The 13,609-nt window shown below is 44.0% G+C and carries 13 protein-coding genes; 6 read left to right on the top strand and 7 right to left on the bottom strand.

The window, feature by feature from the left end; genetic code table 11:
* Positions 1-55: 55 nt before the first annotated feature.
* Both nagC and nagA read right to left on the bottom strand, forming a co-directional pair.
* A complete protein-coding gene (nagC, locus tag L9Q40_RS00330) occupies positions 56-1,270 on the bottom strand; it encodes a DNA-binding transcriptional regulator NagC (protein ID WP_020333369.1) in 1,215 nt (404 codons plus the stop codon).
* Between the two features lie 2 nt (positions 1,271-1,272).
* Complete coding sequence (gene nagA, locus L9Q40_RS00335; protein WP_014231134.1) at positions 1,273-2,409, bottom strand: N-acetylglucosamine-6-phosphate deacetylase; 1,137 nt, start codon at positions 2,407-2,409, stop codon at positions 1,273-1,275.
* 492 nt (positions 2,410-2,901) lie between these two features.
* On the opposite strand from nagA, the gene nagE reads away from it, so the two are divergent.
* Together nagE and glnS are read left to right on the top strand one after the other, a co-directional pair.
* Positions 2,902-4,473, top strand: coding sequence for an N-acetylglucosamine-specific PTS transporter subunit IIBC (gene nagE / locus L9Q40_RS00340; RefSeq protein WP_014231135.1), 1,572 nt, complete (start codon positions 2,902-2,904; stop codon positions 4,471-4,473).
* 235 nt (positions 4,474-4,708) lie between these two features.
* Positions 4,709-6,379, top strand: a complete 1,671-nt coding sequence (glnS, locus tag L9Q40_RS00345; protein WP_498791635.1) for a glutamine--tRNA ligase — start codon at positions 4,709-4,711, stop codon at positions 6,377-6,379.
* A gap of 111 nt (positions 6,380-6,490) precedes the next feature.
* Here the strand turns inward: glnS and fcrX are convergent, their stop codons facing one another.
* Positions 6,491-6,940, bottom strand: a complete 450-nt coding sequence (gene fcrX, locus L9Q40_RS00350; protein WP_014231137.1) for a ferric iron uptake transcriptional regulator FcrX — start codon at positions 6,938-6,940, stop codon at positions 6,491-6,493.
* Positions 6,941-7,142: 202 nt separating this feature from the next.
* Here fcrX and L9Q40_RS00355 point away from each other — a divergent pair, with 202 nt between their 5' ends.
* Complete coding sequence (locus L9Q40_RS00355; RefSeq protein WP_065299257.1) at positions 7,143-7,646, top strand: DUF4442 domain-containing protein; 504 nt, start codon at positions 7,143-7,145, stop codon at positions 7,644-7,646.
* A gap of 53 nt (positions 7,647-7,699) precedes the next feature.
* Here L9Q40_RS00355 and fldA read toward each other — a convergent pair whose 3' ends face one another.
* The 3 genes from fldA to L9Q40_RS00370 all read right to left on the bottom strand — a co-directional run bounded on the left by fldA (position 7,700) and on the right by L9Q40_RS00370 (position 9,382).
* Positions 7,700-8,233: a flavodoxin FldA gene (fldA, locus tag L9Q40_RS00360; protein WP_014231139.1), complete on the bottom strand. Its 534-nt coding sequence runs from the start codon at positions 8,231-8,233 to the stop codon at positions 7,700-7,702.
* Positions 8,234-8,281: 48 nt separating this feature from the next.
* On the bottom strand, positions 8,282-8,503 hold the full coding sequence (locus L9Q40_RS00365; protein ID WP_005461613.1) for a DUF2788 domain-containing protein: 222 nt from the start codon (positions 8,501-8,503) through the stop codon (positions 8,282-8,284).
* Between the two features lie 111 nt (positions 8,504-8,614).
* On the bottom strand, positions 8,615-9,382 hold the full coding sequence (locus L9Q40_RS00370; protein ID WP_498791636.1) for an alpha/beta fold hydrolase: 768 nt from the start codon (positions 9,380-9,382) through the stop codon (positions 8,615-8,617).
* Positions 9,383-9,534: 152 nt separating this feature from the next.
* On the opposite strand from L9Q40_RS00370, the gene seqA reads away from it, so the two are divergent.
* A complete protein-coding gene (gene seqA / locus L9Q40_RS00375) occupies positions 9,535-10,077 on the top strand; it encodes a replication initiation negative regulator SeqA (protein ID WP_020333373.1) in 543 nt (180 codons plus the stop codon).
* Between the two features lie 89 nt (positions 10,078-10,166).
* Complete coding sequence (pgm, locus tag L9Q40_RS00380; RefSeq protein ID WP_372378112.1) at positions 10,167-11,813, top strand: phosphoglucomutase (alpha-D-glucose-1,6-bisphosphate-dependent); 1,647 nt, start codon at positions 10,167-10,169, stop codon at positions 11,811-11,813.
* Between the two features lie 107 nt (positions 11,814-11,920).
* Here pgm and L9Q40_RS00385 read toward each other — a convergent pair whose 3' ends face one another.
* Entirely contained in the window at positions 11,921-12,673 is a 753-nt protein-coding gene (locus L9Q40_RS00385; RefSeq protein WP_498791637.1) for a DUF1853 family protein, read from the bottom strand.
* A 149-nt stretch (positions 12,674-12,822) separates the two neighbouring features.
* Here L9Q40_RS00385 and L9Q40_RS00390 point away from each other — a divergent pair, with 149 nt between their 5' ends.
* On the top strand, positions 12,823-13,581 hold the full coding sequence (locus L9Q40_RS00390; RefSeq protein ID WP_498791638.1) for a Nif3-like dinuclear metal center hexameric protein: 759 nt from the start codon (positions 12,823-12,825) through the stop codon (positions 13,579-13,581).
* Positions 13,582-13,609 lie beyond the last annotated feature (28 nt).

Here is a 13,609-nt window from a genome sequence, read left to right on the forward strand (position 1 = left end):
AAAAACGGGCTGTGCAAGCACAGCCCGAGATTGTAACTCAACTGTTGGAATAAACTTAGTCTTCCAATAACTTTTGTAACAAAACCCCGTTTAACATTGCACGCTTGATCATGGCGAATGCACCCATAGTTGGCTGCTTGTCGATTTGTGAGGCAACAATAGGAAGAGCGTTATGGAACGTTTTTAGCGATTGATTTTCAACGTTACGTTTAATTGCCGGGAATACAATTTCTTGCGCTGCGGTAATATCACCAGCGATAACAATTTTCTGTGGGTTAAATAGGTTGATGGTGATAGCAATCGCTTTACCTAGCTGGTTACCAACACGAACTAAGCTTTGCTTGGCGAGTTCATCACCGTTAACTGCATGTTCGCACACATCCTGAATGGTGATATTTTCCAGCTCAGTTAGGCTAGATTCGTAACCTTGCGCGATTAGCTGCTTTACACGGTGTATGATTGCTGGGTTTGCAGCAACTGTTTCTAAACAGCCAAAGTTACCGCATTGACACTGTTCACCCAATGGATCGATTTGGATATGACCAATTTCACCAACGTTACGGTTAAAGCCAAGAAACACCTGGCCATTAACAATGATACCTGCACCCGTGCCGCGGTGGACACTGACCAGAATTGAATCCTGACAATCTTGGCTTGCGCCAAAGTAGTGCTCTGCTAGAGCCATTCCGCGAACGTCGTTACCAACGAAACAAGCGGTATTAAACTTCTCGCTAACAATTTCACCAAGGGCCAGGTTATCAACATCCGTATTTGGCATGTACTCAACCACACCGGTAGATGGGTTAACTAAGCCTGGCAGGGTAATACCAATGGCAATCAACTGCTCGATTTTATCCTGGTTGCGATTCATGAAACTTTTCAGTAAATCGATTAAACCAGCAATCAAGTCTTCCTGATTGGTGTAGTGCAGCTCATGCTGATCTTCGGCAAGTGCGGTACCGCCCAAGTCGTACAAGCAGAACTGAATGTAGTCACGTCCCAGACGAACGGCGACTGAATGAAAAGGTTTTACTTCAGTGGTCAGTGAGATAGCTCGGCGACCACCGGTAGAAGCTTGCTGCGCGACCTCTTTAATCAGGCCACGCTCTAAAAGTTGGCGGGTTATTTTGGTAACACTCGCGGGAGCCAGCTGGCTAACGTCCGCGACTTGAATACGGGAGATAGGACCTTGCTGATCTATCAGCCTGTATACCGCAGCGCTGTTAAGCTGTTTTACTAAATCTACATTACCAATTTGTCCGCCATTCATGCTTAATTGTGCTCGTATTGTCCGTTAACAACCGTCGCTTTTACATTGAAGTCACGATCGAAAACAGTCAGGTTTGCTACCATGCCTGTTCGAATTCGGCCAAGTTTATCTTCAACCCCAATAGCGGTTGCTGGATACAATGTGGCCATACGTAGAGCTTCGTCTAAAGCGATACCTGCGTGCTCAACCGTATTCTGAACTGCTTCAATCATAGTCAGGGCTGAGCCGCCTAGTGTGCCATTTTCATCAACACACTTACCATCTCGGTAATATACTTTCTTACCGACAAAAATAAAGTGATCAATGTTAGCACCTGCTGGAGCTGTGGCATCCGTCACCAAAACAAGCTTCTCACCTTTGATTTTATGAGCAATTCTGATGTTTGCGTAGTCTACGTGGAAACCATCGGCGATAATTCCAGCATAAACTTCTGGCGTATCGTAAATTGCACCAACCACTCCAGGTTCGCGTCCAACCATCGGTGTCATCGCGTTAAACAGGTGAGTCGCAAAGGAAATACCAGCTTCAAAGCCTTGACGAGCTTCTTTATACGTAGCGTTAGTATGTCCGATAGAAACGACCACACCAGCCGCTTTTAAGCGTCGAATATGCTCAGGGTCATTCTGCTCTGGTGCAAGCGTCACCTTCGCGATGATGTCACTATTAGCACAGATCAGATCAATCATGTCTTCATCTGAGGTGCGAATAAAGTCGACATTGTGGATGCCTTTTTTCGCGACGTTAAGATACGGTCCTTCCAAGTGTAGACCTAGTGATTGATTTTGGTATTTATCGTGGTATTCGCGAGCTGCCGTGATCGCGGCACGCATGTCTTCGTCTGAAGAGGTAATCAGTGTCGGCAAGTAACTAGTACAACCAGACTTGAGGTTTGCCTCATGCATGATTTGCATTGTTTTTGGTGTGATGTCGTCATTCAACATAACGCCGCCACAACCGTTTAGTTGAAGGTCAATGAATCCTGGACTTAGGTTCGCACCATTTAGATCTTTCACCTCGATGCCTTTCGGTAGTTCGGCAACTGGTACAACGGATTGAATTAGGTCGTTTTCGATGATGACCGCATGTTCTTGTAGAACATCACTACCGGTATAGATTTTACAGTTAGTTAGCGCGTACATAGTCAGCTAGTCCTTATAGTTAGAATTCATGTCTGTAATGCTATCTAAAGGATGACGATTTGAGTCATGTGGTTACTTAGTATTTACCAAGAAATTAGATAACGAGTTACATAAGGCAAGTTGTGTTTATTTCGACCATGGTGGAGTAACTAACTATAACGGACTGAAAAATGATAAATGAACTTTTTTACTGATTCTTTTTCAGAGCGAAGTTACCGTGGTTACTCGCTGTAGACTAAAATAACACTGATTCTTCCTTACATAAAGTGCGAGGATGTTATCTTGCAAATGCCATTTTTTTGTATGATAAAATAAGTTTTATGATCCCGCTAGCAAAAACCTCCTTTTAGGGTGAATTCTGGTGATTAGGATCACAAACAGTGAGCTTTTAATTTGCGGAGCAAAATTAATGTCATAAACTGAAGAGGACTAAATTGAACGACTAAAATAAGTTATTCAACATAACATCTAATCCTATAGGGGGAACTAAAGGTGAATATTCTCGGATACGCGCAGAAGTTGGGTAAAGCTCTTATGCTTCCTATCGCGACCTTGCCAATCGCAGGTTTGTTATTGCGTTTGGGCCAACCTGATGTACTTGATATTGCGTTTATGGCGCAAGCGGGTGGTTCAATCTTCTCTAACCTTCCATTACTGTTCGGTCTCGGCATCGCTATCGGTTTGTCAAAAGACGGCCAAGGTGCTGCAGGTCTTGCTGGTGCGGTTGCGTACTTCGTACTCACTGCGACAGCGTCAACAATTGATGCTTCAGTTAACATGTCATTCTTCGGCGGTATCATTGCAGGTATCATTGCCGGTCACTCTTACAATGCTTTTCATGCTACCCGTCTTCCTGAGTGGTTGGCATTCTTCTCTGGTAAACGTTTAGTGCCTATTATGGCGGGCCTTTTTGCTCTAGCCGCTGGTGCTGTTGGTGGTATTGTATGGCCAACGATCCAAGGTGGTCTGGACGCACTTGCTCACGCTATCTCTACATCTGGTGCTATCGGTCAGTTTGTATACGGTACGCTTAACCGTGCGCTGATTCCTGTCGGTCTACACCACGTACTAAACTCGTTCTTCTGGTTCGGTATGGGGTCATGTCAGGAAGTCCTAATTGCGGGTGCTTCTGCTGCAGGTCAAGCTCTGCCTACAGTACAGCAGCTTTGTGTAGACCCAGCTCTAGCTAAGACGCTTGTTGTTGGTCAAACTCACACATTTGAATTTGCTAACTCAGTAACACCTGAAATCACAGCAACAGTGAAAGAAGTGACAGAGACAATTAAATCTGGTGACCTACATCGCTTCTTTGGTGGCGACAAAGGTGCTGGCGCATTCATGAACGGCTTCTTCCCAATCATGATGTTCGGTCTTCCTGGTGCGGCACTTGCTATGTACTTTGCAGCGCCTGCTGAAAAACGTGGCCAAGTTGGTGGTGCACTGTTCTCAGTAGCATTCTGTGCATTCCTAACTGGTATCACAGAGCCACTAGAGTTCATGTTCATGTTCCTAGCTCCTGCACTTTACGCGATTCACGCAGTGTTCACTGGTCTGTCGCTAGTTGTTGCTAACATGCTTGGTACGCTACACGGCTTCACATTCTCTGCTGGTCTAATTGACTACGTGTTGAACTTCGGTCTAGCAACTAAACCTCTACTACTTGGTGCAGTTGGTCTTGGCTTTGGTGCTCTATACTTCTTCACATTTACATTCGCTATCCGCGCTTTCAACCTGAAATCGCCTGGTCGTGAAGGTGATGAAGAGACAGCAGCTGCACCATCTGGTGAAGCGAAGAGTGGTGACTTGGCTCGCCAATACCTAAAAGCTCTTGGTGGTCACGAGAACCTAACGGCAATCGATGCTTGTATCACTCGTCTACGTTTGACTCTGAAAGACCGTTCTGTAGCTGATGAAGCAGTACTGAAAAAACTTGGTGCTAAAGGTGTTGTGAAACTAGGTGAGAACAACCTTCAAGTTATCCTTGGTCCTCTAGCAGAAATCGTTGCTGGCGAAATGAAAGCAATCGGTGCTAACGAAGACCTTTCGAATGTGAAATTACCATAATCACATTGTATGAATGAATCGAAGAAGACCTCCCTTGGGAGGTCTTTTTTTATATTGTGGCTTCTATTCTGCTGCGGTTTCATGCTAACTCGATAAATATTGCCGATTTAGCACGAGTTCTTGTTGTCTAATTGCTTAGAATTGTGGATCATTAGAAGTAATTCACTCTGCATTTCCATACTTGGATGCAGAGTGCCGTTTTCTCTGACAATACTAATATTTTGAGGTGCTATAGATGAGTGAAGCTGATGCTCGTCCATCAAACTTTATTCGCCAGATCATTGATAAGGATCTAGCGGATGGTAAACACACTAGCGTGCATACTCGATTCCCGCCGGAGCCGAATGGCTACCTGCATATCGGTCATGCTAAGTCTATCTGTTTGAACTTCGGTATTGCTCAGGACTACCAGGGTCAATGTAACTTACGTTTTGATGATACAAACCCTGAAAAAGAAGACATCGAATACGTTGAGTCTATCAAGAAAGATGTAAACTGGTTAGGCTTCGAGTGGAGTGGTGAAGTATGTTACTCATCAAACTACTTCGATAAGCTTTACGAATATGCAATTGAATTGATTAATAAAGGCTTAGCGTATGTAGATGAGCTAAGTCCAGAGCAGATTCGCGAATACCGCGGCACACTAAAAGCGCCAGGTAAGCCTAGCCCGTACCGTGATCGCCCTGTAGAAGAAAACCTGGCGTTGTTTGAAAAAATGCGCGCGGGTGAGTTTGAAGAAGGTAAAGCTTGTCTTCGCGCTAAGATCGACATGGGTTCTTCATTCATGGTTATGCGTGATCCGGTACTATACCGTGTTCGCTTTGCTACTCACCATCAAACAGGTGACAAGTGGTGCATTTACCCAATGTACGACTTTACCCACTGTATCTCAGATGCGTTAGAAGGCATCACTCACTCAATTTGTACGCTTGAGTTCATGGATAACCGTCGTCTTTACGACTGGGTACTAGACAACATCACCATTGATTGTCGCCCTCATCAGTACGAGTTCAGCCGCCTAAACCTAGAATACACAGTAATGTCTAAGCGTAAGCTGAACCAACTAGTGACTGAAAAGTTAGTAAACGGCTGGGATGACCCGCGTATGCCAACTGTTTCTGGTTTGCGTCGTCGTGGCTTTACGCCAGCATCTATTCGTGAGTTCTGTAAACGTATTGGTGTTACAAAACAAGACAACATGATTGAGTTTGGCTCACTAGAATCTTGTATTCGTGATGACCTGAACGAAAATGCACCGCGTGCAATGGCTGTACTTGATCCTGTAAAAGTTGTTATTGAGAACTTTGAAGAGGGTAAGGTAGAAAGCTTATCTCTTGCTAACCATCCGAATAAACCAGAAATGGGTGAGCGCGAAGTACCGTTTACTCGTGAAGTTTGGATTGAGCGTGAAGACTTCCGCGAAGAAGCGAACAAGAAGTACAAGCGCTTGGTGCTAGGTAAAGAAGTGCGTCTGCGTGGTGCTTACGTGATCAAAGCTGAGCGTGTTGAAAAAGACGCAGAAGGCAACATCACTACCATTTTCTGTACTTACGATGCTGATACTCTGGGTAAGAACCCTGCTGACGGCCGTAAAGTAAAAGGTGTAATCCACTGGGTATCAGCGGATAAAGCATTACCAGCGGAAATTCGTCTATACGACCGTCTATTCACGGTTCCGAATCCTGCTGCTGCTGAAGATTTTGCGTCGACGATTAACCCTGGCTCACTTGTTGTGATTAATGGTTTCGTTGAGCCAAGTCTAGCGTCTGCACAAGCAGAAGAAGGCTACCAATTTGAGCGTATGGGCTACTTCTGTGCTGATTCGAAAGGCTCAAGCGCTGATAAACTAGTGTTCAACCGCACAGTTGGTCTTCGCGATACTTGGGCGAAAATTGAAGCTAACTAATTGAGCTAAAAATAAAAATGCCAGTCCTGAGACTGGCATTTTTTTATATTTGGTGAAGAGAGAACCGTTAAAATAAAAGCGCTCATTGAGCGCTTTATTTATATTTAGTGATTATTTCTTTGGCTTGTGTGCGTTTGGATCGTCTTTACAGCTACCATCACCACATTTACCGTATAGGTAAAGGCTATGGTTAGTCAGAGTTACGTTGTATTTAGACGCAATTTCTTTTTGACGCTCTTCGATAAGATCGTCTGAAAACTCAATAACTTCACCACAGTCTAGACAAACTAGGTGGTCATGGTGGTGTTGAGTCGACAGTTCAAAAACTGATTTACCACCTTCGAAGTGGTGACGAGTGACGATACCTGCATCGTCGAATTGGTTGAGTACTCGATAAACGGTTGCTAGACCGATTTCTTCACCTAGATCAATCAACTTTTTGTACAAATCTTCAGCACTGATGTGCTGGCAGTCTGGCTGCTGAAGTACTTCTAGAATTTTTAGCCTTGGAAGGGTTACTTTTAAACCCGCATCCTTCAGCGCCTGATTATTATCTGACATATACTTTCCCGTTGGATCATCTGCAGCGATTTAACAGAATTCAATATTCCTACCATTATAGGCGAATGGCCAAAAACATTAAACCACGAACTTCAAAGGGTTAATATATTCTTTCTTTGTAAATTAGAAATTGGTCAATTATATTAGAGCTCTTACCAGTTACATTTTAGTAACATAAATCGCGCAGAGAGCAGGGATTGCAATGGATAAGCGGATTGCCAAAATTTACAAACCAGGAATCATAAAATTTGGGCTCAATCTTTGGCCCCCATTCTGGGGAGCTGGAATTAAAATCTTACATATTTCTGAAGACTTTCGTTTGGTGAAAGTACGTTTGAAATTGAGCTGGTGGAATAAGAACGCCAATCGGACTCAATATGGAGGAAGTATTTTTTCTCTTACAGATCCCATTTACTCAATGATGCTGATTGGGATTCTGCGGGAGGAGTACTATGTGTGGGATAAAGAAGCCAGCATTAACTTCATTAAGCCCGGACACAGTGACTTGTACGCAGATTTTGAAATCTCAGAAGGGATGATTGAAGATATATTTGAAAAGACACGTAATGGAGACAAATGGTTTCCCGAGTTCATTATTTATATCAAGGATAAGGATGGGAACGTGGTGTCTGAGGTAAAACGCAAGCTCTATGTTCGTAAAAAGCCTCAGTACCGAGAGGAGGAGGTCGTAACGGAATCCTCGTAAACGTTACATACAAAAAGACCTCCAGAGCGGAGGTCTTAAATAAGATTTTGCGATTAGCCTTCAAGCTCAGCTAAACACATCTCTTCGTAAATCTGTTTTACCCAGTTCTCAACACGTTCATCGGTTAGCTCTGGTTGACGGTCTTCATCGATACACAGACCGACGAATTGACTATCGTCGCCTTCAACAAGCGCTTTAGACGCTTCGAATTCATAGCCTTCAGTTGATGTATGGCCAAGGATAGTGCCGCCTTTTGACTCAACGATGTCACGCACGGTGCCCATCGCATCACAGAAGTACTCTGCGTAGTCTTCTTGGTCACCACAACCAAAGATAGCAACTAACTTCGTAGAGAAGTCAATTTGCTCAAGCTCTGGGAAAAAGTCATCCCAATCACACTGAGCTTCACCATAGTACCAAGTCGGGATACCTAGAAGTAGAAGATCAAAGTTATCAATGTCTTCTTTGCTGCTTTTCGCGATGTCTTGAACGTGAACTAGTTGCTTACCTAGTTGCTTTTGAATCATCTTTGCAACGGCTTCAGTATTACCTGTGTCGCTACCGAAGAAGATACCTACACTTGCCATAGAGTCTATACCTTTACATTGTTTGTTGTTGGCGATGGTACTAAGGGTTTAGCCTAACCCCGAGCCTTCCCACGTTAGCTGAATTATCCCTTTTGCGATAAAACCAGCGCAGCCTAGAAAAAGGACTAACCATACAATACGACGACCAAAAACAGGTACATTGCCTTGCTTTAGCACATCTTTTATTGCCATCCCGATGAAGAAGAAGATAGCAGCAAAAAGAAGATCGAGCCCGATAGATTCGAGCATATCCATGTAGTCGTAGAGCATTGTAGTCCTTCATGCCGAAAATTATTGCGCGCACTATACCACTGTTAACCAGTAAAGTTAATGCAATACCAGAGTGGTTATTCCAATAATCAATGGTTGTTGGTGAATTTGTTAAGCCGAAATGTGTTTCCTGATCACTCGCATGACTTCGGCTGGCTTTTCTGCATGTAACCAATGCCCTGTGTTGGCGATGATATGTGCTTTGGCACGCTTAAATTGTCTTTGTACGGCAGGTTGATGCTCTGGCATTAAATAATCAGAATCTCCACCCTTAATAAAGAGGGTTGGGATCTCGGTTGGTGTTATCTCTTGCCAGCCAATAATTTCCGCGTAATTTTTCAACAGGCCTTCTATGTTAAAGCGCCATGCCATTTTATCTCCGTCTTTATATAGCGACTTCGAAAGAAACTGTCTCACGCCATCTATCTCAACGTGTTGCGCCAGCACATCCATCGCTTGCTGACGGCTCGTTGGTTCTTGGGCTATGACCGCTTGAAGACCGTTAAAAACGTTGTCATGACGATTCGTCGTATAGGCGACCGGAGCGATGTCTAATACAACCAGTTGTTTGACAAATTGTGGGGCGATGTCGACAAGTTTCATCGCAACTTTACCCCCCATCGAATGCCCGATAATGATGGCCGGATCAATGTTTAAGTGGTGAAGCAACTCGGCAACGTCTTGTGCCATATCGCTGTACGTGTGGGTATCCGAGTGGAAAGAGAGGCCATGGTTGCGTAGATCAATACTGATCACCGAGTAATCTTGGACAAGATCACGAGCCAAAAGGCCCAGATTACTTAAACTACCAAACAATCCATGAATCAAAACAACTGTTTGGCCTTGGCCTTCCTGCTTATAGTTGAGTAATGCTGACATTTTATCTTATTCGTGATGGGTTTAACGTGGAGTATCCGCAAGGATCTCATTGTATAGCCAAATGACTCCAAGTCATTCTCGCTGAACCTAGCTTCTTGAAGTTATTTGGGTATAATTCCACAGAGTTTAAACATTGAGAATGTGAAAAGCGAATGAAAACAATTGAGGTTGATGAGGATCTATACCGTTACATTGCTGGTCAAACTAAGCATATCGGCGAAAGTGCCTCGGATATTTTGCGACGCCTTTTAAACCTTGATGGTGAGTTGCAGGAAGCAAAAGTTGCGCCTGTAGTAGAAAAGCCACAAGGGATTGTAGTAAGTAAAGATGCAGGTAAAACAGAGCAAATAGATACAGTGAAAGAAATGCGTTCACTGCTAATATCTGATGAGTTTGCTGATCTTAAGAAAGCGATTGATCGCTTCATGTTGGTTCTATCAACATTACACAAATTAAATCCAGAAGGATTCGCACAAGCGACAAATGTGAAGGGACGTAAGCGCGTTTACTTTGCTGATAATGAAGAAACCCTGCTGGCTAACGGCAATACAACCAAACCTAAGGCCATTCCAGAAACACCGTTCTGGGTTATCACAAATAATAATACCAGCCGCAAGAGACAAATGGTTGAACAAGTGATGGCGCACATGGGATTCCAACCGGACTTGATAGAAAAAGTAACAGGTTCAATCTAAGAAACCTGATAGAAGCCTCATAATGTTTAGCATTTAGCGGATATTATGAGGCTTTTTAGTTTGTTATTTTTATAGAAAGGATGTCAGACATGGCTATGCACCCTCGTGCTGGGCAAAAAGCGCAGCAGGAAGATCTTCATAATATTCCGGCGTTAGTTGCGAATTATTTCTTACTTCAACCTGATTCGACCAACCCAGACCACAAGGTTCAGTTCGGTACATCAGGTCACCGTGGTACTGCAGACAAGCATACCTTTAACGAAAATCATATATTGGCTATTGCACAAGCGGTTGCAGAAGTGCGTGCAGAGCAGGGCACGACAGGGCCACTGTTTGTCGGTAAAGATACGCACGCATTGTCAGAGCCTGCTTTTTCTAGTGTTATCGAAGTTTTGATTGCGAACGGTGTAAAAGTGATCGTTCAGCAAGATAATGGCTACACACCAACTCCAGGTATCTCTCACGCAATTCTGACTTACAACATCAAACACGATGAGAAAGCAGATGGCATTGTGATCACTCCTTCGCACAACCCACCTCAAGACGGCGGTATCAAATACAATCCGACTCATGGCGGCCCTGCGGAAGCGGAATTGACTCAAGCGATTGAAGACCGCGCTAATGCACTGATTGCAGAAGATCTAAGAGGCGTGAAACGTCTGCCTCTGCAAGAAGCAAAATCTTCTGACTTGTTTGTGGAAGCCGATTTAGTCAAACCATATATCGATGATCTGGTTAACGTGATCGATATGGAAGCTATCCAAAAAGCGAACCTAAAGATTGGTGTTGATCCATTAGGTGGCAGTGGTATCGACTACTGGCGTCAAATTGGCAAGGCTTACAACTTAGATCTGACTTTGGTTAGTGAAGCGATTGACCCATCATTCCAATTTATGTCACTGGATAAAGATGGCGTTGTTCGTATGGACTGTTCTTCACCATACGCAATGGCAGGTCTGTTGGCGCTGAAAGATGAATACGATTTGGCGTTTGGTAATGACCCAGACTATGACCGCCACGGTATTGTGACACCAAAAGGTTTGATGAATCCAAACCATTATCTGGCTGTATGTATCGACTACCTATACCGACATCGTGATGCGTGGGGTAAAGACGTCGCGGTTGGTAAGACACTGGTTTCGAGCGCACTGATCGACCGTGTTGTAGCGGATCTTGGTCGCGAGTTATGTGAAGTACCAGTTGGTTTTAAATGGTTTGTTGATGGCCTTTACACGGGTAAGTTCGGCTTCGGTGGTGAAGAAAGTGCGGGTGCTTCTTTCCTACGTAAAGATGGTACTCCTTGGTCAACAGATAAAGATGGCATCCTGCTTTGTCTACTAGCAGCAGAAATCACAGCAGTAACGGGTAAAAACCCTCAAGAGTACTACGAAGAGCTGGCTGCGAAGCATGGTGAATCTAAGTACAACCGAATTCAAGCAGTAGCAAACGGTCCTCAAAAAGACGTACTGAAAAAACTGTCTCCGGAAATGGTCTCTGCAGAAACACTCGCTGGTGATGCAATTACGGCACGACTCACTCACGCTCCTGGTAACGGTGCGGCGATCGGTGGTCTAAAAGTCACCACTGAAAACGGTTGGTTTGCGGCTCGCCCATCTGGTACAGAAGACATCTACAAAATTTACTGCGAAAGCTTCAAGGGTGAAGAGCACCTAAAACAAATCGAAGCCGAAGCACAAGAAATTGTTAATCAGGTATTTGCAGCCGCGGGTCTGTAGACGAGACAATTTTCTAAATCGTAAAGCTAAGGGTTGATGTGAAAGCATCAACCCTTTTTATTTTGATTTTTCATAGATTAAAGAAGATAGCGTTCAGCGCATCAAAGCTAGTTTGGCCAGTGATCCGGTACAATAAACCAGAACTCACCATCTTCAGTTTGTGCATGCTCAAATCGGCCCGACGGTTTCTCAATCGGGTGGGAAAAGTCATCGGTACCCATCGCCCAACAAGGTTTGCTCAGATGATAAAGCGGCTTTGGAATCAAGTCCCATTGACTTTGGTAGCACCAATACCCGCTTATTTGAGAGGCATTAAGCTCATAACCCAAACACTCCGTTGGCGTTGTCTCCGAAGAAAACGGATTAATATAGAGGCGGCCTTGCATCAGCAATCGCTCTTCTGGTGGTGTATCTAGTGGGAGAATTTGCTGGAATTCAGGTCTTTCACTCATTTTTAATTGATGAGTCAGCATTCTATCCAGTTTTTTATGTAAATGATCATGGGCATTGGGGCCGTACCAAACGCCTTGATGAAGCAGGTAGAACTTAATGGCAACTTCCCAATGTTCCAACTGACCTGACTCCGTATTTTGCAACACTAAATCCACTGCACCAATCGTTCTTCCAGTGTGGTCATTGAGTTGAATCTCCTCTGCGACAACTTGGTATCGCTCGGAATTAGAAAGCACAGCCGTGCACAAATGCTGATATAAAAAGCCCAGTCTTGGATTACCACTATATTGTTCAGATTCGCATAACGGAGCTACGGATAAATCTTCAAGTGTTGCAAACGGTGGTCGTAATTGAAAAAGTGGTGGTGATGTTGCGATCCAATCATAAAAGCGTTGCAATTGATTCATCCCGTTTCCTTTTAACCCTTAGCTTTAGCAATAAAGTGACGAAGCAGTATTATTGTAACGAAATTTGCCAACGATGGGGACACGATGTCTGGCATCAGTATCTAGGTTCGATATACACTTTAAACATGCATTAGAAATTGGAAGTGATGATGAATAACTTAAAGCTAGAACAAATTCTTAACGATAAACTATCACCACAGTTAATTAAAGATTACGCACCGAATGGGCTGCAGGTAGAAGGGATTCCAACCGTAAACCGTATAGTTACTGGTGTTACGGCTTCACAGGCTTTGATCGATAAAGCGGTTGAACTTAATGCCGACGCATTGCTTGTCCATCATGGATACTTCTGGAAAGGTGAACCTGAACCAATTCGTGGTATGAAAGGAAAGCGAATCCGCAGTTTAATTAAAAATGACATTAACTTGTACGGTTATCATCTTCCTCTTGATATTCACCCTGAACTTGGCAACAACGCTGAGCTGGCAAAATTGTTGGAAATTGACGTTGAAGGCGGCCTAGAAGGTCATCTGCAGTCAGTCGCGATGTATGGACGTTTGAAAAAGCCGATGTCAGGTGCTGATTTTGCGAGCAAGATCAATCAAGTACTTGAGAGAGAACCGCTGCATATTGCACCAGAAAATGCAGATAAAATGATTGAGACCGTAGGCTGGTGCACCGGTGGCGGGCAAGACTTTATTGAATTGGCCGTGCAGCACGGGCTAGATGCCTTTATCTCAGGTGAAATATCTGAGCGCACAACGTACACTGCGAGAGAAATGGACATTCATTACTTCGCAGCGGGACATCATGCAACAGAGCGTTACGGTATCAAAGCGCTTGGTAAGTGGTTGGCTGATGAATACGGCTTACAAGTCGAGTTTGTGGATATTGATAATCCGGTTTAGCGCAGAACAATAAGCAAAAAATAAAAAG

Source organism: Allocatenococcus thiocycli (genome assembly GCF_921292965.1).
Classification (GTDB): domain Bacteria; phylum Pseudomonadota; class Gammaproteobacteria; order Enterobacterales; family Vibrionaceae; genus Vibrio; species Vibrio natriegens.